Origin of the sequence: Nemorincola caseinilytica (genome assembly GCF_039540515.1) — a bacterium.
Taxonomy (GTDB): domain Bacteria; phylum Bacteroidota; class Bacteroidia; order Chitinophagales; family Chitinophagaceae; genus Nemorincola; species Nemorincola caseinilytica.
In genome coordinates, this window is sequence record NZ_BAABFA010000006.1 from 1 (window position 1) to 25,199 (window position 25,199).

14 protein-coding genes are annotated in these 25,199 nt (G+C 53.2%); 4 read left to right on the forward strand and 10 right to left on the reverse strand.

Going from position 1 to position 25,199, the window contains the following annotated elements:
• The coding region (locus ABD843_RS03830) for an Ig-like domain-containing protein (RefSeq protein WP_345078773.1) at nucleotides 1–3,513 on the reverse strand (3,513 nt) is incomplete at its 3' end.
• A gap of 726 nt (nucleotides 3,514–4,239) precedes the next feature.
• Between ABD843_RS03830 and ABD843_RS03835 the strand changes: the two genes are divergently transcribed.
• Nucleotides 4,240–7,392: a DUF7619 domain-containing protein gene (locus tag ABD843_RS03835; protein WP_345078776.1), complete on the forward strand. Its 3,153-nt coding sequence runs from the start codon at nucleotides 4,240–4,242 to the stop codon at nucleotides 7,390–7,392.
• Nucleotides 7,393–7,476: 84 nt separating this feature from the next.
• On the opposite strand, the gene ABD843_RS03840 is transcribed toward ABD843_RS03835, so the two are convergent.
• The 4 genes from ABD843_RS03840 to ABD843_RS03855 form a co-directional block, all read right to left on the reverse strand.
• Entirely contained in the window at nucleotides 7,477–8,223 is a 747-nt protein-coding gene (locus ABD843_RS03840) for a hypothetical protein (RefSeq protein ID WP_345078779.1), read from the reverse strand.
• A gap of 135 nt (nucleotides 8,224–8,358) precedes the next feature.
• The gene (locus tag ABD843_RS03845) at nucleotides 8,359–9,294 is read right to left on the reverse strand and encodes a UDP-glucuronic acid decarboxylase family protein (RefSeq protein WP_345078782.1); all 936 of its coding nucleotides are present in this window, start codon (nucleotides 9,292–9,294) and stop codon (nucleotides 8,359–8,361) included.
• A gap of 23 nt (nucleotides 9,295–9,317) precedes the next feature.
• Entirely contained in the window at nucleotides 9,318–10,697 is a 1,380-nt protein-coding gene (locus tag ABD843_RS03850) for a UDP-glucose dehydrogenase family protein (protein ID WP_345078785.1), read from the reverse strand.
• A 93-nt stretch (nucleotides 10,698–10,790) separates the two neighbouring features.
• The gene (locus ABD843_RS03855; protein WP_345078788.1) at nucleotides 10,791–11,498 is read right to left on the reverse strand and encodes an SAM-dependent methyltransferase; all 708 of its coding nucleotides are present in this window, start codon (nucleotides 11,496–11,498) and stop codon (nucleotides 10,791–10,793) included.
• 88 nt (nucleotides 11,499–11,586) lie between these two features.
• Between ABD843_RS03855 and ABD843_RS03860 the strand changes: the two genes are divergently transcribed.
• Nucleotides 11,587–12,201, forward strand: coding sequence for a DNA-3-methyladenine glycosylase (locus ABD843_RS03860; RefSeq protein ID WP_345078791.1), 615 nt, complete (start codon nucleotides 11,587–11,589; stop codon nucleotides 12,199–12,201).
• 374 nt (nucleotides 12,202–12,575) lie between these two features.
• On the opposite strand, the gene ABD843_RS03865 is transcribed toward ABD843_RS03860, so the two are convergent.
• The gene (locus tag ABD843_RS03865; protein ID WP_345078794.1) at nucleotides 12,576–13,619 is read right to left on the reverse strand and encodes a PorP/SprF family type IX secretion system membrane protein; all 1,044 of its coding nucleotides are present in this window, start codon (nucleotides 13,617–13,619) and stop codon (nucleotides 12,576–12,578) included.
• Nucleotides 13,620–13,937: 318 nt separating this feature from the next.
• Between ABD843_RS03865 and ABD843_RS03870 the strand changes: the two genes are divergently transcribed.
• Both ABD843_RS03870 and ABD843_RS03875 read left to right on the forward strand, forming a co-directional pair.
• A complete protein-coding gene (locus tag ABD843_RS03870; RefSeq protein WP_345078797.1) occupies nucleotides 13,938–16,442 on the forward strand; it encodes a bifunctional UDP-N-acetylmuramoyl-tripeptide:D-alanyl-D-alanine ligase/alanine racemase in 2,505 nt (834 codons plus the stop codon).
• A gap of 101 nt (nucleotides 16,443–16,543) precedes the next feature.
• The gene (locus ABD843_RS03875; RefSeq protein ID WP_345078800.1) at nucleotides 16,544–17,584 is read left to right on the forward strand and encodes a serine hydrolase; all 1,041 of its coding nucleotides are present in this window, start codon (nucleotides 16,544–16,546) and stop codon (nucleotides 17,582–17,584) included.
• On the opposite strand, the gene ABD843_RS03880 is transcribed toward ABD843_RS03875, so the two are convergent.
• Genes ABD843_RS03880 through ABD843_RS03895 form a run of 4 tightly spaced genes read right to left on the reverse strand, consistent with a single transcriptional unit; the run spans nucleotide 17,581 to nucleotide 25,124 of the window.
• Nucleotides 17,581–18,171 (reverse strand): NTP transferase domain-containing protein, encoded by a 591-nt coding sequence (locus tag ABD843_RS03880; RefSeq protein WP_345078803.1) that lies wholly within the window; start codon nucleotides 18,169–18,171, stop codon nucleotides 17,581–17,583. The two genes, ABD843_RS03875 and ABD843_RS03880, sit on opposite strands and share 4 nt — an antisense overlap.
• A 1-nt stretch (nucleotide 18,172) precedes the next feature.
• The gene (gene moaC, locus ABD843_RS03885; protein ID WP_345078806.1) at nucleotides 18,173–18,652 is read right to left on the reverse strand and encodes a cyclic pyranopterin monophosphate synthase MoaC; all 480 of its coding nucleotides are present in this window, start codon (nucleotides 18,650–18,652) and stop codon (nucleotides 18,173–18,175) included.
• A gap of 3 nt (nucleotides 18,653–18,655) precedes the next feature.
• The gene (locus ABD843_RS03890; protein ID WP_345078812.1) at nucleotides 18,656–19,864 is read right to left on the reverse strand and encodes a molybdopterin molybdotransferase MoeA; all 1,209 of its coding nucleotides are present in this window, start codon (nucleotides 19,862–19,864) and stop codon (nucleotides 18,656–18,658) included.
• A 55-nt stretch (nucleotides 19,865–19,919) separates the two neighbouring features.
• On the reverse strand, nucleotides 19,920–25,124 hold the full coding sequence (locus ABD843_RS03895; protein WP_345078815.1) for a DUF7619 domain-containing protein: 5,205 nt from the start codon (nucleotides 25,122–25,124) through the stop codon (nucleotides 19,920–19,922).
• Nucleotides 25,125–25,199 lie beyond the last annotated feature (75 nt).

The window sequence follows — 25,199 nt, forward strand, 5'->3', positions numbered from 1 at the left end:
TGTGTTGGTGGTAACGATACCCGAACCGTCTATAGCCGCCACACCGGGTGCGCTGCTGCTCCATGTAGCACTACCCGAGCTGCTCGACATCACTGTAGTGGCACCCTGGCATACCGCATCCACACCGCTTATGGCATTGGGCTGCGGGTTCACCAGTATACCCTTGATAGCGATACAGCCGGTAGGCAGTATGTAGCTGATAACAGTATTGCCTGCACCCACACCTGTTACACTGCCGGTAGAAGGGTCTACAGAAGCTATAGCAGTATTGGCGCTGCTCCAGGTACCCAGCGGATCACTGTCGGAGAACGTGGTAGAGGCATCTACGCACACTGCCGATGCACCTGTGATAGCTGCCGGCAGCGGGTTCACTGTCACAGAACGTACAGAGATACAGCCGTTAGGCACCGTATAAGTGATATTGGCCACACCTACACCCATACCGCTTACAAGGCCTGTAGAAACATCCACAGTGGCCACAGATGCATTGCTGGTGCTCCATGTACCATTGAGGGTAGAACAATCAAGGTCTACTGTGCTGCCATGACATACAGTAACGCTAGCCGGCGATATAGCCGCAGGCGCTGGTATCACAGTAGCCGTGGCAGAGGTGTAGCAACCCGTAGTAGTGAATGTGTAAGTGATATTGGTATTACCTGCAGCTACGCCGGTAAGCGCACCTGTGCCCGAAACGATGGTAGCCTTGGCAGGATCGCTGCTTACCCATGTACCGCCCGCAGTGCTGCTAAGCGTATTGGTAACGCCTTCGCATACGGTAAGGTTACCGGCTATGGCAGCGGGCAACGGATTGGCAGTAACAGAGACAGGCACATTGGTCACACAACCCATGCTGGAAGTAACGGCCATATTATAGCTGTTGGTACCGGTAGCAGTAGGTGTCATGGTAGCTGTAGCGCAGTTGAGGCAGGAAAGACCCGCAGCACCGCTCCATGTATACGAAGATGACGGCATCACACCGGCTATCTTCACATTGTCTATGAGCCAGTAGAGAGAATTGGCATTATAAACGAAACGGACCTTCACATCGGCCTGGTTAGCAGCGCCGGGTATATCCATGCTGAACTCAGGATCGTTGGCATCCCATGCGCCATTATCGCCATTATCCGTTATTACCACCATCGGTCCGGTCACCTGGTTCACAAGCTCTGTCCACGGACCACCATTTATAGAGTACTCTACCGCAGCTGAAACATCCGGAGAGAACGAATACAGGTACTGGTTGAAAGTGAGGCGTACCGACCCATAGCTACCCATAGTAGAGAAAGAAGGAGAGGTAATGATGGTATTGGTACTACCAGTGCCTTGCAGATAGTGAGAACCATCTCCGTTGAAAGGCGCTATACCGGGAGAAGGTACTGTGGCCCAGCCGGTACCCAGTGTTGTGTTCACCGTCCACGGTGCTACACCGCTGTTGAAGTTCTGGCTGTGCAGTACCGTCTGCGGATCGGGCGAGCTGGCTGTGAACGTAGTACCATCACCAAGACATACCACGCCCGATGTAGATGGCGATATGCTCACTACCGGCAGCGGGTTCACTGTTACCTGGCGGGTGATGACGCAGGTATTGGTATTGGTGTAGCTGATGGTAGCGAAACCGGCCGTAACGCCTGTGACAATACCTGATGACAGGCCTATAGTAGCCACAGCCGGATCGGTAGACAGCCATGTACCTGTACCACCATCGGGGTGTGTAAATGTAGTGGTACCTGCCACACACGTCTGGAAGGCCGTAGGTGTGGTTATTGCCGCAGGCGTAGCATTCACCGTTATGTTACGCGTTACATAACATGCCGGACTTGTTGCATAAGTGATGTTGGCAGTACCCGCAGTAGCACCGCCCGTTACTGTGGCCACACCTGCAGCGCCCGTTACTGTGGCCACGCCGGTATTGCTGCTGGTCCATGTACCTACGGTAATGGTATTGCCCAGTGTTATGGTACGTCCCTGGCACACCTGCGAAAGTGCGCCTGTGATAGCCGCAGGAGGCGCAGACACTACAAAGCCTGCAGCATTGGATGGGAAGGATACGTTACATGAGTTCTTTACTACACAATAATAATATTTGGTGCCTACAGCAGCTACCGATGGCGAGTATGTAGCATTGGTAGCGCCCGATATAAGTGTACCGCCTGTATTCGAGTTGGTGGTACCATTATCGTACCACTGATAGGTAACGGTACCGGTAGCAGTAAGGCCCACACTCACAGGTATACCCTGGCAGGCGTTGGTAGTAGCAGGCGGTTGTACAGAAATGGGAGAAACGTTCACCAGAGAAAGTACACCTTCAAAACCGGCGCCGGTCACAGACCCATCAGAATAGAACTCGAAAGTAAGGGAGCCATCTGCGGCAGTAGATGTGAAGTCGGGAGGGAGACCATAGTACTGGCCTACCAGTGGCGCTCCCGTGCTGTTACCATTATATATCTTCAGCCAGTCGCAGCATGTCTCTACGGCAAAGGAGTTGAAGTGTATCTGCACTTTGCTGCCTGTTGCCGATGGGTAGAAGGTATACCTCGATGTTCCGGCAGATGCGTTATAGCTGCCTGACGGGCCGCCATCATCATAGAACATGCCGCTGCATATATTGGCAGACAGGTTGGTGTTGAACGACATGATGTAGCATGTGGTCATAGTGAAGTACTGGCTGGCCGTAGTAGCCGATGAAGCTCCGCAAGACACTATGCATTTGTAGTAGATATTGGCCGTAATGGTAGTATTGAATGTAGAGCTAGTAGCACCCGGCACGTTCGTCCACACAGAATTGTCCGGAGAGGATTGCCACTGGTAGGTAAGGCCCGAAACAAGTGAAGTACCGGAAAGCGCCAATGATGTAGCATATGCCGAGCAACCGTTGGTAACAGAAGCCACTATAGTGCCGGGCGTGGGGGTGCCGCTACAGGCCGGCAGCGCGGGATAGCTTTGCCAGCTCACATCATCCACATATATATCGTTACCATAGGCACTTGTAGCCCTTAATATAAAGTAGTTGGTAGCGCCGGTAAAGCCCGCCGGCAGGTTATATGTATATTGGTACCAGCCATCTGAACCTACTGTTGGCGACAGGCTTCTTGCCCTGTTCACGGTGCCCAGCAGTGTAGCGCCCGTCAGGTTGGCAGCAGTATTCACATATACATCTATCTTGTCGGCAGTACTGGGGTACAGACCATTTTCCCTGTACATCCAGAAGCTCACGTTGGCAGCAGAGGTACCTCTCGCAACGAGCGTAAACGCTGGGGTGATTATCGAACGTACACCGCCATTCGCACTCCACGAGTTGAACATGGCCATACCGGCGCCCGAATGCGGCCCGATGCCGGTGGGGTGGGCGGAAGTGGTGACCCTCGTCCATGTATTGCTTCCCGATGTCAGAAAGTTCGTCCATCCGGCAGGTACGAAGGTCGTTCCGTCAAAGCTCTCGGAGTTCAGTATCTGAGCTCGCCCTGCTAACCCTAAAAGGCAGAGCAACGTTGATAATAAGTAAATTCGCTTCATAGATTATGCTACATTTTAGTTATTAACACTTTCAATTAATATCCCCCGTTTTAATGCGACAAAGTCTAATTGCCATTAGGCAAAATGAAATAAACAATTATTTACTCTTAGTTTAAAGTTAAAGAAATAATACCTGATCTAACAAAATATTCTGAGAAAAAACTTTAACTAAAAGATAAAATTCATGATTTTCATGACGGTTACATATTTGAATCATATATAATTCATCTTGTTTTTTCAGGATTTTGCCAAAAGAATATGTATCATATCCGAAAAGTAATTTTTAGTTACTATTTTGAAGAACAAAAACAAAATAGATGTACATACCTCGGAAAGCCTTGCCGGTCGTGCTTCTTAGCCGCTCAGGTCATATTTACCGGGCTATATGTATGTACACACATGGGAGAACTGCCGTAAATGGTCGTTGAGAATATTAACCGATGGTGCTGGCATTCTGCCGGAAGGCAGCAAGCCGAACAGCACGTTCGTTCAGCATGACCGGTAATGATGCTATGAGTGAAAAAGGATCTGGTGCAGCTATATTAGCCGCAGGTCAAACGTATATACCCGCATGTTCGTCTTGTAGTAATAGATGATCGCTTTTCTATGTGATCTTATTTCCTTTGCTTACATTTACACATTACACTTGCATCAGTAGGTGTGAATGTTGTATGTGGGGTATACGGAATGAACATTTCTATCGACCACTACCAAAAACCTAAAAAAATGAAAAGACTACTATCTCTCTTTCTGCTTGTGGCTGCCGCAGTTCCTTCGTTCTCTCAAACAGCCACCTTCAGCCTTCCTGTAACGCCCTGCAACAACGATGGCGTTCTCACTGCCATCTTCACAGGCCTCACACCACCGCTCACCGTGCAGTGGACCACTATGGGCACTACCGGTACCACCATCACGCACAGTGGTGTCATGGGCATGACCGATGGCCTTACCGGCTATAGCGGCGGCCCCGTATACATTACCGCTTACGATGGCACCTCTATGGCCAGCAACTACTATCCCGGCACACCACCACTTACTTATACGCTTACATCCACACCCAATATATGTCCGGCGCTGGGTAGTGTATCGGGCACTGCAAGCGGCGGCACAGCGCCCTATACCTTTCAGTGGTACGATAGGTCTACGGGCTCTGTCGTAGCCTCCGGCGCCACTGCCAGCCTGCCCGAGGGCGACTATGGCGTTATAGTGACCGATGCTGCAGGATGTACCTTCGGCTCGCGCTACATCAGCGATACGGGCGGCTCTATAGGCTATGTGGGCTATACCGCTACCGTAACGGCCACACCTGCCAACTGTACCGATGGTACCGCCACTGTTGTAGCCGTAGGCGCTAGCGCGGTACCGCCACTCAGCTACCTCTGGAACACAGGCGCTACCACACCCGGCATCACAGGCCTTACAACAGGTAGTTACCAAGTAGAGATAACCGATGCCCTTGGCTGCCGCGCGACTACCGACTACGGCTCGATAATGAGCATCTACGACTCGCTCAATGTATTCGTACCGCAGACCACGGTTATTAGTGTTCCATCTACCATTACGCCTGCTACATGTACATCATCCGATGGCGCTATAGCTACTTTCCCATCGGGCGGTACGGCACCCTATACATACTCGTGGAGCAATGGCGCTACTACGGGTTCGCAAACAGGCCTCACAGCAGGTTTCTATTACCTTACCGTTACCGATGCCAATGGCTGCATAGGCACCAGCGGCATGAGCGTGACCGCTGCTACGCCTATACTCATCACCGCATCCAGCTCGCCTAGCCTTTGCACCAGCTCTACGGGCAATGCCAGCATCATCATCACCGGTGGTACGGCACCATATAGCACCACATGGTATACCACACCGGTGCAAACAAGCCCTACTGCCACATTGCTGCCCCCGGGCACATATGGTTTCCAGGTCACCGATGCGGTAGGCTGTGTTACCACCGGCGCGGTAACGGTTGCTCCTATCAATATCATTACAGGCGCGTTCACATCTACCAGCCCGCTCTGCGCACTGTCTAACGGTACTATCAACGTTACACCTGCCGGTGGTGCAGCGCCCTATACCTACCTGTGGAGCACAGGCGCTACTACAGCCACACTTGGTAGCGTACCCCAGGGTTCATACTCTGTACGCATCACCGACAATATGGGTTGCAAAAAGAACCTTTCTTATTACCTGCCGTCCTACTCTCCTGTAGGTGTAGGCCTTTCTACTACCGATGCTACCTGTATCTTCAACAATGATGGCTCTATCATAGCCACACCGTTCGGCGGTACTGCGCCATATAGCTATGGCTGGAGCACCGGCGGCACAGCTGCTACCATCACAGGTGTAGGTACAGGCCACTATTCTATTCATGTTACCGATGCCAGCGGCTGCACCGCCAGCAACCATGCCTTCCTCAACTACGACCATACCAATACCAGCTGCTACTGCACCATAGAAGGCACCATATACAACGATGCCAATGCCAACTGTACGCAGGATGCAGGTGAGAACGGCATCAACCACATACAGGTACACTGCACAGGCATAGGCTACACCTATACCGATGCTGCAGGTCATTATTCGTTCATAGTGCCATCAGGCTCTTATACCGTTACAGAGACCGTTCAGTCCTACTACCCGCTCTCTCCCTGCCAGACCAATGGCATACCGGTACTAGTTGCCGCAAGCACTGCATGTGTGCATACTATAAACTTTGCAAATGCTGCAGTACCTGTACACAACCTGCGCATCAGCACATCGAGCCTGGTACCTCCCGTACCCGGCAATGTATATAAGCAGCGTGTAGTGGTAGTGAACGAGGGCACCGTTACCGAAGACTCTATACAGAGCTCTTACCGCCACTTCGGCCAGTTGCTGCTGCCTACATTCACACCATCATCAGTGTATGCACCGGTCACCGGCGTACCATACAACTATATGTCTCCTGCATTGGGCTTCCCATCACTTGCGCCCGGCACCAGCCAGGACTTCGTGCTGAACTACAATGTACCCACCACCATACCGCTGGGTACCGTGGTGAATTTCAGGGATAGCGTGGGCTGGAACTCGCCTGTAAGCACATGGCTCGCCGACAATACACCTGCCAATAATGTCGCCCAGCACGCAGCCATAGTAGTAGCCTCATACGACCCCAACTACAAAGAGGTTACACCGCGCGGCACAGGCGCCAATGGCATCATCTACGCCAATGACACCGTGCTGGAATATACCGTACACTTCCAGAACCTGGGCACATGGTATGCACAGGATGTAGTAGTACTGGACACACTGGACAGTGATGTGGACTGGACCACGCTGCACCCTGTGTACGAGTCTGCTCCGTGCAAGATATCGCTCTACACCGCCGGCACGCAGAAGGTGGCCAAGTTCACGTTCAACAACATCAACCTGCCTCCGCAGATGTTCGACGACCTGCGCAGCAATGGCATGTTCACCTACACCGTGCGCGTGAACCCAGGCATAGCAGTAGGTACCCAGATCAGGAACCGCGCATCTATCTACTTCGACTATAACGAGCCTGTTATTACCAACTGGACGCTGAACACACTGGGTAGCACAGGCGGCCCATCGGTGGTGAACAATACGCCACAGGCTACAGCGAACACGCTCACCGTTTACCCCAACCCTGCCGGCGATGTGTTCCATGTCGTGGTGAACACAGAAAAAGGCGGCGCTACTACCATGATCATCACTGATGTGACCGGCAAGACCATGCTGAACAAGACAGTGACTCTGGCGCCCGGCACACAGGCCATCGCTACAGATATCCGCAATTTCTCTGCAGGCATCTACTTCGTGAATGTGCATGTAGATGGCGCTTCTTACACGCAGAAACTCGTAGTGGTGAAATAACCCCTACCCGGAAATACCTATACTACAAAGGCCCCGAACTCACGTTCGGGGCCTTTGCTTTTATGTCTATCTTCTATGACCTCATCAGTGCTCTACATGCACTGTGCAGGTAAGAGTATCCAGGCCGCTCACTATGGTATCGTCTATAGACATCATGTAGTGGCTCTCGTGCCCCGGGCGGGCATCGTGGCTGTATGTGCCACGGCCCCATATGGTCTTGCCATCGGCCGTCTGCACAGGTATGGTCACCTTGTTCGATACCCATGCACGCACCACCACACCGCTGCCCATCTGGTGCAAGTTGGTAAGCCGTAGCAGGTAGGGCGTATCTGTCACCGCAGATACGACAGATATATACCTGCCACTCAGGTCGCCTTCGCAGTAGTTGTAGCAAGAGTCGTAGGTGCCTGCCAGTATGGGTGCATAGTCGGGCGCGGCCACTATCCTCAATACTGCGTTATATGTCTGCACGCCGAATTTTTTGCTGTCCACTTTCAGTTGAAAGGGATGATCGCCCGCAGGCAGGCTACCCAGTTTCAGAGTGAACACACCACCCAGCAAATGAGTAACGGTAAGCGACGCAGGCGTTACCGTCACAGAAGATGGTAAGCCCTCTACAGTACATCTCAATGCATTGTCAGCTATATCGCCCTTCGTTACTTTGATGTAGAACGAGAAGTTGTAGTCTATACCGTTCTGCGTGCTCGATACCGAGTCGTACTTCATGGTATAGGCAAAATCATCCGTGCCATTGTTATCGCCACCGTTCTTGTTCTTTCTGCACCCCAATAGCAATGCAGGTACCAGCAGTGCCAGCCAATATCTTTTCATAAGATAAAGTTAGGCAGAAACTCGTTCGCACGGCTATAATGTACACAGGTGCGCCCATATACAGCATGACCTGCAGTTACTTATTAACTGCAGGTCATGCTGTATATGATGCCGTAACGGCTGTGTATACTTTTACTAAATATGCTGCCTGAAGTATTCCAGCGTGCGTTTCAGGCCTTCGTGCCTGTCTACCTTTGGTTCCCAGCCCAGTATCTCTTTGGCCTTGGTTATGTTCGGCTGGCGCTGCTTGGGGTCGTCCTGAGGCAGCGGCTCGAAAACTATCTTCGACTTAGAGCCAGTAAGCGCCAGTACTTCCTCTGCAAATTGCAGCAGGGTTATCTCTGCAGGGTTGCCTATGTTCACAGGTTTGTGGTAGTCGCTCAGCAGCAGCCTGTATATACCTTCTACAAGGTCGTCTACATAGCAGAACGAGCGCGTCTGCGAGCCATCTCCATATACGGTCACATCCTCGCCCCGCAGCGCCTGGCTCATGAAGGTAGGCAGCGCACGGCCGTCATCTAGCCTCATGCGCGGGCCATAGGTATTGAATATGCGTATGATGCGGGTCTCTACATTGTGGTAGTTGTGGTAGGCCATAGTGATGCTCTCCATAAAGCGTTTGGCCTCGTCATATACACCACGCGGGCCTACGGGGTTCACATTGCCCCAGTATTCCTCTGTCTGCGGGTGTATCAGCGGATCGCCATATACCTCCGATGTAGATGCCACCAGTATGCGTGCGCCCTTGGCCTTGGCCAGGCCCAGCAGGTTGTGCGTGCCCAGTGCGCCCACCTTCAGTGTCTGTATAGGCATCTTCAGGTAATCTATGGGGCTGGCCGGCGATGCGAAATGCAGTATATAATCTATGTTGCCCGGCACATGTACGAACTTCGTCACATCGTGATGATAGAACTGGAATTCCTTTACGGGGAACAGGTGCTCTATGTTCTTGATGTTGCCGGTGAGTAGGTTGTCCATGCCCACCACCTCGTACCCTTCGCGCAGGAAGCGGTCGCACAGGTGCGACCCAAGGAAACCGGCAGCGCCGGTTATGAGTATTCTCTTTGCCATGTAATGCTATTAGTGTCTTGTGTTTAGTCCATTGTACCGCGCTCGCGTATGATGCTGCCATCCTGCACGGCCAGTGTCTCCCTTACATGGGGGTGCACTACCTTGCGGCCTATGCTTTCGTAGTAGAAGCCCAGTGTCTGCATCTTCTCCATAGAGTACACGTTGCGGCCGTCGAATATGGCCGGGTGTACCAGTATGCTTGCTATGCGGTCGAAGTCGGGGTTGCGGAATTCGCTCCACTCTGTTACTATTATTAGTGCACTTGCGCCCTCCAGTGCATCGTACTGGTCTTCTGCATAATGCACCTTATCGCCCATCAGTTGCCTTACATTGTTCATACCCTCGGGGTCGAACACGCGCAGCTTCGCACCTGCGCCGGTAAGCTCCTCTATCAGGTCCAGCGCCGGTGCATCGCGTATATCATCGGTCTCGGGCTTGAAGGAAAGCCCCCATACTGCGAATGTGAGGCCCGAAAGGTCGCTGCCAAAATAGTTGCGCACCTTGCCACCCAGTATCTTCTTCTGCAGGTCGTTCACATGCATCACCACGTTCACCAGCTTGTAGTCATAGTCCATTTCCATGGCAGTATGGGCCAGCGCCTTCACATCTTTAGGGAAGCAGCTGCCGCCATAGCCTATACCGGGGAACAGGAAGCGCTTGCCTATGCGGCTATCGGCGCCCATACCTATACGCACCCAGTCTACATTGGCGCCTGCTTTTTCGCACAGGTTGGCCATTTCGTTCATGAAAGATATACGCATGGCCAGGTAAGAGTTGGCAGCGTATTTCGTCATTTCCGATGAGCGCTCGTCCATAAAGTATATGGGGTTGCCCTGCCTTACAAAAGGCTGGTACAGCTCATCCATAACCTTGCGGGCCTTCTCCGAAGACGAGCCTATCACCACCCTGTCGGGCTTCAGGAAGTCGTCTACGGCCACGCCCTCGCGCAGGAACTCGGGATTCGATACCACATCGTACAAAGACCTGTCCAGCCTTTGTGCCAGCACGGCGGCCACCTTTTCGGCAGTGCCTACAGGTACGGTGCTCTTGTTCACTATCACGGTATACTTGGTAATGATCTTGCTCAGGTCGTCGGCCACCTGCAGTACATATTGCAGGTCGGCAGAGCCATCCTTGCCGGGGGGCGTAGGCAGCGCCAGGAATATCACACGCGCATCGGCTATACCCTCTGTTATAGAGGTAGTGAACTGCAGCCTGCGCTCCTTTATATTGCGCTCCAGCAATACATCCAGCCCAGGCTCATATATGGGGGTCTTGCCCTGTTTCAGGCTTTCTATCTTGCGCTGGTCTATATCTATACATACAACATTGTTGCCGGTCTCGGCAAAGCAGGTTCCTGTCACCAGCCCTACATAGCCGGTACCTATTATCGCTAATTGCATCTTAGTTGCTTAACTTTTTAGGGCGTAAAAGTAAATAATATTTTGCTTGTGTCCTTGCCTGCCTGCATATATTCATGCAGTTATACATTCGTCTCAGGCCAGCAGCAGGAATACCGCAGGCGCTTTTTCCAGCGCAGGGGTATCTTTTTTCCATTCGGCCACCGTACGCGTGCTTATATATTCGTCCGCAGCGGTCACATTCATGGCTATGCATATGCGTGTACCCGGTGCACAGGTACGCAGCAGGTCTTGCAGCAGCGGGTTGTTGCGGTAGGGCGTTTCTATGAAAAGCTGGGTCTGTTTTTCCCTCTGCGAGCGTGCCTCCAGGTCTTTTATGGCCTTGCTGCGGGCAGGCTCTTTTACCGGCAGGTAGCCATTGAAGGCAAAGCTCTGCCCGTTCAGCCCCGATGCCATCAGGGCCAGCAGCAATGAACTGGGACCAGTGAGCGGCACCACCTTTGCGCCCATAGTGTGGGCTATGGCCACCAGCGCACTGCCGGGATCGGCCACGCCGGGGCAGCCTGCCTCGCTCATTATACCTATGTCCACACCCTGCTTCAGCCATGTACGCAGCAGGGCGGTATCGGGGCCGTTGTGCTTGTCTATCTCAGAGAAATGTATGTCGTCTATCACCAATGTAGCATGCAGCGACCGCAGAAAGCGCCTCGCCGTGCGTATGTTCTCTACAAAATAGTGCCTGATACCGGTGGTATACCTGGCCACATCGGGCGACAGGGTATGGTTGGCGCCCTCTGCTACCGGCAGCGGTACCATATATATGGTGCTTCTTGGTGCGGTCATGCCCTTGCTGGCTTTTTTGCAGGGTGAAGGTAATGTTTTTATCGCCCGCCCACCCCTGCCATGCGCGCAATAGCCCTAATTTTGATGCATGATCCTGCCACCCTCCTTCTACCAGCGGGCCGATGTACTTACCATAGCCCGCGAGCTACTGGGAAAGGTCATCGTCACCCGGTTCAATGGCATCATCACATCGGCTATGATAACCGAGACCGAGGCCTATGCAGGCGCGCCAGACCGTGCCTCGCACGCCTTTGGCAACAGGCGCACCACCCGCACCGAGGTGATGTATGCTACCGGGGGTGTGGCCTATGTATACCTGTGTTATGGTATTCACCACCTGTTCAATGTAGTGACCAATGCAGGCGATATACCCCATGCCGTGCTGGTGCGTGCCGTAGAGCCGCTGGAAGGCATAGAGGACATGCTGCTGCGGCGTGGCAGGCATATGGTCACGCCCCAGCTCACGGCCGGGCCCGGTGCGCTCAGTGTGGCGCTGGGCATACATACCTCGCATACAGGCACATCGCTGCAGGGGCCGGAGATAACGATAGAGGACAGGGGCATAAAAGTGCGCCCCAAAAACATAGTGGCCACACCGCGCATAGGTGTTGCCTATGCGCAGGAAGACGCCCTGCTACCCTACCGTTTCTACATTAGCGGCAATGCCTTTGTAAGCAAGGGCAAATACCTCACAGAGCTATGATAGCATTTTTAGCCCCTCCCGAACCTCCCCAATGGGGAGGAGGTGGTTTGAAACCGTATTACTCATTATTTGCTACGGTATATAAATGTCTAATACCAATTTGACTTCAAAATTCGGCACAGGAAAATTTCACGTTATAGCGCTCATAGTTCACCTCCTCCCCTTTGGGGAGGTTCGGGAGGGGCCAAAAAAACGCCTGTTTTCATTGTCTAATTGGTATAAATGGCATTATACCATTTCGACATTTACATTTTGCATGCAAAATGTTTCCTCTACATTCAACAGTTCATCACTTCCCCTCGGGGGAGGCCGGGAGGGGCTAAAAAAAAGACCGGCACATGTGCCGGTCTTTTAAATATTGTACGCTATATCTATTAATACAGCTTAGGACAAGACCAGTTGTAGTTGGGGTTCCTTTCGCGCTTATTGATACGGCCGAAGTATATGAGCGATATCTCGTAAGCACCTGCGCTGCGGGTAGCAGGTGTGAAGCTGGATATGTTCACATCATAACTGATACCTATACGCATCTTAGACCACTCTATACCTACATAGGGCGATACGGCATCCTGGTAGCGGTACCAGCCGCCCAGGTAGAAGATGGTGTTCTTCTGGTATTCCTCGTCATGCTCGGGGTTCAGTACGAAGCCCACAGCAGCGCCTACGGCCACCTCTGTAGAGCCGCCCTGCTGCTGGAAGATACCACTTGCATACAGTACGGTATTGGGGTTCATATCGAAAGAGCCGCCCACATATGCGGTATGGCGGGCATGTATCTTGTTCTGATCCTCGTTCAGGAACGTCTCTACAGGTTTTGTGAGGTGGTACTGCGAGTAGCCCAGGTAGAAGGTAACATGGTCTGCCACCTGGCCCGAGTACATAGCACCCAGGTTTATATCAGGATAGGTAAGGTCCGTATTGTTGAACTTCTCGTTGGTAGGATATGCCAGTGTACCATTGCCATTGTTGTACATGTCCTCGAACGTCAGCCTTGCAAAGTTCAGGTTCTTCTGTACCAGGTTGGCCTGCAGGCCTATAGACAGGTGCTGCAACCTGTCGCGGCCAAAGGCCTTGTGATATGCCAGCGAGCCACCTACTGTAGTATTGGTAAGGCCACCCGAGCCCGATTTGTCGTAGAAACCAAGTATACCTATACCCAGCGCATCGCCCTCGGGCAGCTTGCCTTTCAGTGCGGCTATATCGAAGGAAAGTGATGCGGTAGTATAAGGGTTTGGCGACACAGAGCCCCACTGAGAGCGGTAATTGCCCGAAAAACGAAGGTCATCGGCAACGAGACCCGTCATTGCAGGATTCAGTGTGAGCGGCGATGTGAAATATTGAGTGAAGTGTATATCCTGTGCCCTCAGGCTGCCCGATAAAAGTGTCACTACACATACTCCGGATAATAATTTCTTCATCTTGGTCAGATATTTAGGATCGGTGGCTATGATAAACGAACCACCAAATTAAGCCAATAATTCCTTCCATACAAGACATTCAAAAATTTATTTTAGTTGGGTAGTAATTGCTATCAGATAAATTTTTTTATTCTCAATGCATATAACACCTCTTTAACGTGTTCTTCGGGCCGGCATTATTTTTATAATATGAACATATTCTTTCCTTCAAGAACGTATTCCCGCCATCTGCATTCATCCTCATTTTGTTGTTCTTCATCCCAACCACGACATTTGCTGTGTTTCTAAAATGTGTGCCCACTAACGGGCAAAACAGGTATGACCAAGGTAGAACAGATAGCACGATGGTGCCAGGGCGAATGGCTGGCAGTGGCAGACAAGGATGCCGCACTGACAGAATTGTGTATAGACAGCCGCAATATAGAAGACCCGGCAACTACCCTTTTCATAGCCCTGCGGTCGCCCATGCGCGATGGCCACGGCTTCATTGCCGATGCCTGGCAGCGCGGAGTGCGCAACTTTCTCATATCCCACCCCATAGACACCCTGCCGCAGGATAGCAATGTGATACTGGTAAAAGACACCCTGGCAGCACTGCAACAGGTGGCTGCGGCACACCGCAAGCAGTTCCACATACCGGTGATAGGCATTACGGGCAGCAATGGCAAGACCATAGTGAAGGAATGGCTGGCAGCCCTGCTCAGCGAAGACCGCAGCATAGTGCGCAGCCCGCGCAGCTACAATTCGCAGATAGGCGTGCCGCTTTCGGTATGGCTTATGGCGCCGGAACATCAGTTGGCCATCTTCGAGGCAGGCATATCGCAGCCCGGCGAAATGGAAAAGCTGGAACGCATCATTCACCCCGACATAGGTATCTTCACCAACATAGGCGAGGCCCACAGCGAGGGCTTCCTCAATACCCGGCAAAAGATAAATGAGAAGCTCATACTCTTCCGCCATGTGAAGCAACTGGTATACTGCAGCGACCAGGTGCAACTGCACGAGTGCATAGTACAGTATACGCACGCCCTGCGTGGCAATGACAGCAGCAGCGGCATACAGCTATTCACCTGGTCGCGCAGGCAGGCCGCCGACCTGCAGGTGACACATACCCACAGCACCAATGGCAAGACCACCATACAGGCCCTCTACGATGGCAGCGAGATACAGGTGACCATACCTTTTACCGATGAGGCCTCTGTAGAGAATGCCATACACTGCTGGTGTACCCTGCTGCTGCTGAGCGTGCCGCAAAACGATATACGGGAACGCATGATGGGATTGCAACCCATCTCCATGCGCATGGAGATAAAGCACGGCATCAACGATTCTACCCTCATCAACGACACCTACAATTCCGACCTCACATCGCTGCAACTGGCGCTCAACTACCTGGGCCAGCAGCGGCAGCACAGCTACCATACCGTCATCATGTCCGACATACTGCAGCCCGGCAAGCGCGACCTGGACCTGTACGACGAGGTGGCCGAATACATGAGCCGCCGCAATGTGCAGCGTTTCATAGGCATTGGTCCGGCGCTGTACAAGAACAAGGCATCTTTCCGCAAGTACAAGCAGCTGCGCAGCATATTCTTCCGGTCTACCGAGCATTTCCTGAAGAACTTCCACATGCTCTCTTTCGATAAAGAGGCCATACTGCTGAAGGGCGCGCGCGCCTTTACCTTCGAGAAGATAAGTGTGCTGCTGGAACAGAAGGTACACCAGACCGTCATGTCCATAGACCTTTCGGCACTGCGCCACAACCTTGATGTGTACCGCTCTCTGCTGAGGCCCGGTGTGCGCACCATGGCCATGGTAAAGGCATTTGCCTATGGCAGTGGCAGCTACGAGATAGCCAACCTGCTGCAGTACGCAGGCATTGACTATCTGGCAGTGGCCTATACCGATGAGGGCGTGGCCCTGCGCCGTGCAGGCATAAAGGTGCCCATCATGGTCATGAGCCCCGATGCCACCTCCTTCGACAGGATGATAGCGTGGAAGCTGGAACCCGAGCTGTACAACTTCCGCTCGTTCGATGCGTTCACGGCCATAGCAGCTACACTACAGGTGAGCCAGTACCCTGTACACATCAAGCTCGATACGGGCATGCACCGCCTGGGCTTCAATGCCGCCGATATGGATGCACTTGCAGAGCGCATAGCAGCACAGCCGGGTATAAAGGTGGCCAGCATATTCAGCCACCTGGCGGCCAGCGACGATGCTGCGCAGGACGACTTCACCCGCCAACAGGCAGCCGCCTTCGATACTATGAGCGGCAAGCTGGTGCAGCACCTGCCCTATACACCCATAAGGCACCTGTGCAATACCGCAGGCATAGCCCGCCACACCTCGCTACAGTACGATATGGTGCGCCTGGGCCTGGGCCTCTACGGTATAGACAGCAGCGCCAGCCTGCAGGGCAGGCTGCGGCAGGTAAGCACCCTGCGCACCAGCATAGCACAGGTACGCCATGTACCCGCGGGCGATAGCATAGGGTATGGCCACCACACCATAGCCCCGCGCGATATGCGCATAGCCACCATATGCATAGGCTATGCCGATGGCTACCCCCGCAGCCTGGGCAATGGCAAGGCCCATGTCATCATCAACGGCAGGCCGGCGCCCACAGTGGGCAGTATATGCATGGATATGTGCATGACCGACATTACCGACATACCCGGCGTGGCCGAGGGCGATGAGGCCATCGTGTTCGGGCAAGACCTGGCAGTTACTCAACTGGCCTCATGGGCGGGTACCATACCCTACGAGATAATGACCGGCATATCGCAGCGGGTGAAGCGGGTATATACCAACGGGGAATAACTAGTTTCCGGCTCTTATACAATGATCGCCAATAAGTACGATATGTTAATTATCGATATTGTCTCGGCGGCTGGTAGTATTTTTGTCTAAAGCGCAGCGCTATGTTCTCCAGGAAGATACCCGTTTATTACCTTATCATCTGCATCGTTGTCTTCTCCGGCGCCAGCTATCTTATATCATCGATGCTACTGAAAAAGAACCGGTCGGAAGAAGCACCTGCATCGGCCGATATGGCGACCACCCCCGATTGCGCACCCGGGGTCACGCGCCTCACAGGCTTCAACCATATAGGCCCCATAGCCAATGCAGCCAAAGACTGCGAAGCAGGGTCGCTGATGCCGCTGAAGATGAACATAGCCAGCTATATAGAAAGGGAACAGCAGGCAGGCAATGCCATACAGGCATCGGTATACCTGCGCCGCCTGGCCGATGAAAGCTGGATGAACGTGAACCCCAACGATGTGTTCCACCCTGCATCGCTGCTGAAGGTGCCCCAGCTCATAGCCTACCTGAAGAAGGCAGAAAGCGAACCCGGCCTGCTGGAAAAGAAATTCCTATTCGAAAAACCACACCAGGACATGCCCAACCAATATTACTCTGCCCGCACTTTGCAGCCGGGGCATAGCTATACCATAAAAGAGCTTTTCCACTTCATGATAGTGTACTCGGATAATAATGCCAATATGGAGCTGGTAACAAGAATGGATATGAATGTCTTTGAAGGAACATTCAAAGCCATGAAACTGACCATACCCAATATGCACGATTATAGCTACCAGGTAAGCACGCGCGATTATTCAAAGTTCCTGGAGCTGCTTTTCAATGCCTCCTACCTGTCCATAGACGCATCGGAATATGCCACAGAGCTGCTGGCAGAATCTACTTTCAAAGAAGGCCTTGTAAAGAAGATACCTAAGAACATAGCCGTAGCGCACAAGATGGGCGAATGGGGCGATGGCAATACCGTAGAGCTGCACGACTGCGGCATAGTGTATGTAGATAAGAATCCCTACATCATATCGGTAATGACGCGCGGCAGGGATATGGCCCGCCTGTCCGACATAATAGCCAACATATCCAGCATGGCCTACGACGTAATGTCCACGCCGGCCTTCGCTACACAGGCCACAGCACAGCGTTAGTCTCCTTTTAGTAGTTGCATCACCTTATCGGCATCGGCCTGCGTATTGGCATTCAGTATCTTGGCGGCATCGGGGGCATCCAGCATACGCACATTCGCCTCGTTGAAGATAAGCGCCTTGCGCGGACACTTATACCCATTGGCTATATGCTGTAGTAGTATCGCATATGCGGCAGGCTCCCATATCGTCACCAGTGGTTCGGGCAGCCCATCCTCCGGCCCGCGAAATGTAGTAGCTATACCTTTTGCATCCCTGTTAGCTATCAGGTATCTCAGTGTACCGGCATCCAGCAGTGGCAGGTCGCAGGCCACTACCAGCCACGCCACATCCGGCCGCGCCCTGAATGCCGATAAGATGGCTATGAGCGGTCCGCCACCCTCATAGCTGTCGGGTAGTGTGTGGTATGCGGCATCTATCTCGTCCTGCTGCTCTGCCCTGCACGATATGTATACATGCTCGCACAACGGCGCCAGCATATCTGCCATATAGTAGCGCTGCTCGCGCCCATGCCACGGTATGGCACCCTTGTCTCGCCCCATGCGCACACTGCGCCCGCCTGCCAGTACCAGCCCGTACAATGGCGCCATATCACTCCTCTCTCCTGAAGTCACGTTTGCCTCCCGTTTTTTCTATCAGCCTTGTTTCCTTTATCACTATGTCGTGGCTCATGGCCTTGCACATATCGTATATGGTCAGTGCTGCCATAGTGGCGCCTACCATGGCCTCCATCTCTATACCCGTCTTTGCGGTTATGCTGGCAGTGCAGTCTATCACTACTTCCTGCCTGTCGTTCACATGTATCTCTATATCGCAGCTATCCATACCCAGCGGGTGGCACAGTGGTATCAGCTCACCCGTTCTCTTTGCGGCCATTATACCGCCTATCACAGCGGCCTGGAACACCGACCCCTTCTTCGACCGTATATCGCCATGCTCCAGGTGGCGCATCATTTCCTGCGGCAGCACCACTATGCTGCGCGCCCTGGCCGTACGCAGTGTGGCCTCTTTGGCCGCTACGTTCACCATCTTTACACGGCCCTGTTCATCCAGGTGAGATAATTCGTTCATCGTTTATACTATTCGTTTGAAGGGCCAGATCATGTATACTGCCCCCTGTTCATGTTCATCTTTGTCCTCGGGTAGTTCCATAAAGGCATTGGCCGCTACCAGGTTGGCATGATCGCCCGATCCGTTGCCCTCTATGGGCATGGCCACCAGTTGACCTGTGTCGCTCACATGTACCCTTACCTGTAAGAAGTATTGCAGCCTTGGCGTGAAGGTAACATGCGCTCCCAGCACAGCATAGTGTGGCCTCACGGCCTCGCCATGCAGCGATGCATGCAGCCACGGCACCAGGTACCTATAGGTACACATAAATGCCGATACAGGATTGCCCGGGAACGCGAATACCAATGCACCCGATGCCCCATACCGCCCGAACCAGAAGGGCTTGCCCGGCCGCTGCCGCACCTTGTGGAACAACTGCTCTACCCCCAGTACCTGCAGCGCCTGCGGCACATGATCGTACAGCCCCATAGATACGCCTCCGCTCAGTATCACCACATCGTATATGGCCAGGCACTCGCCTATCTGCTGCCGCATGATGGCGGCATCATCGTTCATATGCTTTGTACCTGCCTCTATGCCATAGTACCGCAGCGCAGCCTTTATGGCATAGCTGTTCGATCGTCTTATCTGGTATTCACCGGGTACTTTGTCCACATCCACCAGTTCGTCCCCTGTAGATATGATCACCACCCGCGGCACCTCCCTTGCCTTTATACTATCCTGTCCTACCGATGCCGCTATGCTTATCACGGCAGCATCTATCATGATGCCTGCAAGGGCTACGGCATCGCCTGCTTGTTTGTCTCTACCCTTGCGGTGTATATTGGCACCCTGCCTTATGGCATCGGGTGTTATAGTAGCCATGCCCTCTTTTATCTCCACATCCTCATACCGCACTACGGTATCTGTGCTAGCAGGCAGGGCACAGCCAGTCATCAGCTCTATACATTCATCATCGGCAGTTATATCTATGGGCATATCTCCCGCGGCCATGGTAGCTTTTATACGGAAAGAACACATGCCTTCGGCAAAGGCCCGGTAACGAATGGCGATGCCATCCATGGTCACACGGTCGTATGGGGGAAGGTCTCTGTCGGCAAGTATATCTTCTGCCAATACCCTGCCCACTGCCTTGTCCAGCGGCACTTCTGCCACCCCATAGGTACGGGCATGGTCCAGTATTATCTTTTCTGCTTCTGTTACGGAGATCAAGCGATGGTTTTATTGCTCAAAGCTACATCATTTGCCTAGCCCGGCGCACACCTCATCACCTATCCACTACTATGCGGTATACGGCATTGCCGGCATCGGTCTGCAGCTCCAGCATATATACGCCATTGGCCAGGCCTGTGGGTAGCTGTATGCGGTCATCTACCACGCCATTGCGCACATCCATATGGCGGCTGTATACTTCGCGCCCTACAAGGTCGCGCACTACTATACCGGCAGTTGTCGCACCTTGTACATTACCCGTTATAGCGAACTGGCCATTGCTGGGGTTAGGTACAACACTCATAGCCAGTGCGCCACCTGCAGCACCTACAGCTAATGTGGCAGGCAGTACGCGCATACGCACAGAGTTGAACGAGTAATAAGCGCACACACCACTACCCCTCACATGGCAGCTCACAGAATCCTCGTCTCGCAACTCATCGGTCACAAATGTGGCATTGGTAGCACCGTTCACAGGTATATTGTTCACTATCCACTGATATTTGGGTGTGCTACCGCCTCCTGTCACGGTAGCGGTCAGCGTAGCGGTCTTCCCGGCTTCAACGGTCAGGCCAGGCTTTGCGTTCAGGCCCACTACAGGCAGGTAGGCCGCATCTACCGACATTGTGACCCCTGCCGACGATACGGTATCGGCAAAGATGCATGGCAAAGTGCTTGCAAGTTTGCACACCACCACATCGCCATGGGTGGGTACATAGTTATAGGTGAGCCCGCTGCCTGCAAAGGCACCATTCCTTAGCCACCATATGGCAGGTGCTGTTCCGCCATTGGTGGGTTTGGCTATGAAGGCCGCCATACTGCCCTGGCACAATGTGCCCATAGGCGCTGTGGTGGTACTTACCGCCGGCAGCACATTACTGGTCACATGCATCGCTATATCGTCATGGGCATAGTTGTCGGTCACACATAGCTCTGTGCTACTGAGTCTGGATGTGATCACATCGCCCTGCACGGGTGTATACAGCAGTGTATCTGCCAGCTCGCCCTGTATTATCTCGCCGTTCACATACCAGGTATAGGTGGGGTCCACACCACCATACACAGGCGTGGCTGTAAATAGCACCGCAGTACCTGCACACAGTATGCCCGGCGCGTCCGATGTTACGGTAACAGACGGTGTCACCATTGGCTGTATGGTAAAGGTATCGGAACTGGCAGTGGTGCCGCAGTAGTTGGTAACCGCATAAGATATCATTGCCGTACCGGCGCTCACACCTGTGAGCAGGCCACCCGCATCTACCGTAGCCACAGCCACATTGCCCGACGACCATATGCCCGATGGCGTGGCATTGTTCAGTACTACTACCCATGCAGGGCATAGTATGTTCATGCCTGTTATACCAGGCACCACAGGCAGCTCCTCTACAAATACTTTCTTTGTGGCCGTGCGTGTCACACAACTGTTGGTTGCGGTATAGCTGATGGTATCCAGCCCGCGCGCTATGCCCGACACAAGGCCACCCGCCACCGTTGCCGATGCATTGCCGGCGGCCCATACGCCACCCTGCAGCGCATTGGATAGCAATATGCGGTCGCCTGCGCATACCGTATCATCACCTGTTATAGCAGGCATGCCCACTATGTTCTCTACTTCGTTGGTCATCACCACAGGATTGTCGTCGAAGTATATACCTACACGATGCCTGATGTGCGTACCATCGGGTACACCGTTACGCGCATTGATGTTGAATATCACCATGCCCTTATTGTCGTCATGCTGAGAGCTGTCTGCCAGTTGTATGTCAGGGAAGTCGAAACGTGCTATGGTATACCCGCCATCGTTCATCACAGATATGTTCATGGCATGCGATGCTATCACGGGCGCTATGCTCGCAGGGTCCAGGTACTCCGATAGTGTATCCAGTACATGCACGTTCTCTGCGGCGGCATTGCCCATGTTCTCGAAGCGTACACGGTACTGCAGTTGCGCACATGGCAGTATGTTGCCCGCAGGCGTTACCATTATATCGTTCGGGTCGTAGGAAGACTTAACGGTATCTATGCGACTCACAGTATTGTTGGCCAGGTCGGTCTCTCCGCTGCCTGCCGTTACTGTTACAGTACTGGCTATTGTATCGCCCGGCATCAGCCAGTTGGTAGGTGGCTCATAGCGCTCCAGGTATACTGTCATATAGGTAGGCCCTGTAGATACAGTATGCGGTGGCAGGTTCCACGTTATGGTATTGCCCGCTACCGTTGTAGGGGTTATGGTAGCATACTGGTAGTCGTATTTGTGGCTGAATGTAAAGGTCACCGTAGGGCTGGTGGCATCGCAGTGATAATTATTGATCACCATATCGTACCGCGCAGTATGCCTGCCGCATCGCATAGTACCTGCAACAGCCACATCCACACCGGGCGTGCCAGAGCAATTGGTGGCTATATAGTTGGTAGAGAATGTGGCATCGGTGGTAACGGTATCATACAGTACCCCCCCCGGCAGGCAGGATATAACAAAACCCGAATGCACCACCATGGGCCTGAACCCATACACCGTTCCGGGCGCACCATATACCTGGTAGAAGAAACCACTGGTAGATACCACGGTATCTATAGGCACCCCTGCAGAATCTATCGCGGTTAGCACGGGCAGCATATTGTATGCCTCACCACCGTCGAAGTTGCAGTTGGTATTATTGTCGCTGTAGAATTTCACAGGTATTGTGCGGCAGAAATAATGCTCGTAAGAAAATGACACCGAATCACTGGGTACGCCACCGTTCAGCAGCACATGCTTCACAGTATAGCTACCCGGCGAGCTGTACACATGATATACCTGTGCCGTTCCGCTCGTGGTACCGCCCAATGCCTGTACGGCATCGGTACCATCGCCGAAGTAAGTATGCACCGCCATAAGTGGCCCATATGCGCAAGACGACACATGAAAGCGTGTAGCATAGCACGATGTATCTGTTGTGGGCACTACGCTATGCACATCTATTCCTGCAGTAGCCGTTATAGCTACCTCCGAAGAAATGCGCGACAGCCCGCTTGTGCCGCAGCTCACCACATTGCGGTACTGCACAGCCGCCGATACCGGCGCGCTATACGTCCAGTTGGTAGCTCCTGTTATGTTTGTCCAACCCGCACCTGTGTTCTGCTGCCACTGGAAATCTATACCACATGGCGCACCTCCCATTTCCACGCTCAGCGATACCGTACTGCCCACACACGCTGTGGTGGCCGATGCGTTCGCCGTAGCCGTGTCCGGCATACCCGAGCATGGTGCCGATGTACTTACCATCACAGGTGCAGAGGCACTGCACCCTGTGACCACAGTATAAGAAACAGTAGTAGTACCCGGGCTCATCGCCGTTAGCACACCTGTGAACATGTTCACGGTCGCTACGGCATCATTATCGCTTGCCCATGTACCGCCTATCGTAGCACTGGATAGTGTAGCTGTAGAGCCGGGGCAAAAGGCCGATGCCGCGCCAACTATAGCTGCGGGAAGAGGGTTCACGGTAACATATGCAGTACGTCTGCAGTTGCTGGGAGTAGCGAAGGTAATGACACATGCTCCCGCAGACACTCCTCTCATCGTTCCCGCGGCATCAATAGTGGCCACCGATGTATTAGAGCTGCTCCATGTACCCACGGGCCCGCTGCTGAGCGTAGAGGTACCACCCACGCATATCTGCATGGTCCCGAAAATACTCATAGGCAAATTATTGACCGTCACCACGGCCTCCGCCCGGCAACCATTGGGCATTATGTAGCTCACACGCGCTGTCCCTCCACTAAGCCCCACCATTATACCCGATGCAGGGTTGATGGTGGCAACACCAGCATTGCTGCTGCTCCAGGTGCCACCCGGCGTTGTACACGAAAGTGTGGTCACCAATCCGTCGCAGAATGCCAGGTCACCCAGTATAGCTGTCGGCGGCGCATTCACCGTTACAGTAGTAGTAGTGCGGCATGTGGTAGGCAGCGTATAGGTAATGATCGCCGTGCCCGTGTTCTGGCCTGTCAGCACTCCGGTTATGGTTATTGTGGCTGTGGTGGCATCACTGCTGCTCCATGTGCCGCCTCCGGGTATACCCGTTAGCGTAATGGATGCATTCTTACACACCATCTGCCCGGTCAAAGACACCGGCAGAGCATCCACTGCCACCGCCATTGTCTTATAACATCCCGTTGCAGACAGCATATACGATATATTGGTGATACCCGCCGCCAGGCCCGTTATCACTCCCGTAGGAGAAATGGTACCCACCACCGGTACACTGCTTGTCCATATACCACCTGCGGTAGTACAATTCATGGTAGTAGTACCACCTACGCATACATGCCCACTACCCGCTATGTTATCGGGCAGTGCGTTCACGGTCACCACCATCGATGTGAAGCAACCCGTCGACAACGTATACTTCACCGTAGCTGTACCCGCTGCTATGCCCGTGAAAACACCTGTAGCGTTTATCGTGCCCACGGCCGGTGCAGAGCTCTCCCATGTCCCCCCGGTCGATGCCGAGCTTAATAGTATACTGCTGCCCGCACATACCGATGCTGCACCGGTAATGGGCGATGGCAGACCGTTCACGGTCACTACACTTGTGCCCTGGCAGCCTGTAGCGGGCACATACCTTATGGTGGCCGTACCCACGCCTACTCCCGTCATAGCGCCCGTAGACATGTTCATGTATACTACCGATGGCGCATTGCTGCTCCATGTTCCCCCTGCCGATGCTATACTCAGTGTTACGGTAGCGCCCAGGCATACCGATGTAGTACCTGTTATATCCCCCACGGTCGGGTTCACTGTAAATATCTTAGTGGTATAACAGCCTGTGGTTGTCGTGTAGGTCACCACCACCGTACCCGCCGATATGCCGAACAGTGCTGCCACAGTGCCTACCGTACCTACTGCAGGCGGGCTGCTGCTCCATGTACCGCCTGCCATGGGGCCTATTGTCAGGGTATCGCCCTGGCAAAGGGTAGAAGGACCCGATATAGCTGCCGGGGTGGCATATACCGTCATCACGGCGGTAGATACATTGCCGCTCTCGGTATACGAAATGGTGGTAGTGCCCGGCCCAAGGCCTGTCACCACACCTGTCGATATATTTATAGAGGCTATACCGGGCGCACTGCTGGCCCATGTGCCCCCCGGCGGCGTACAGCTAAGAGTAACGGTATGACCTATGCATACAGTAAATGCCCCGGTTATGAGCCCCGTAGTGGCTTTTGAAAGAAGGGTGCAGGAAAGCAGCACCAGGAAGAGTAGGATCTTTTTCATTGGGTGTATTTTCAGGTATAGAATATATTTTTTCAACTAAGAGCGGGATGCCACCATGCCAACGCACGATCGCAT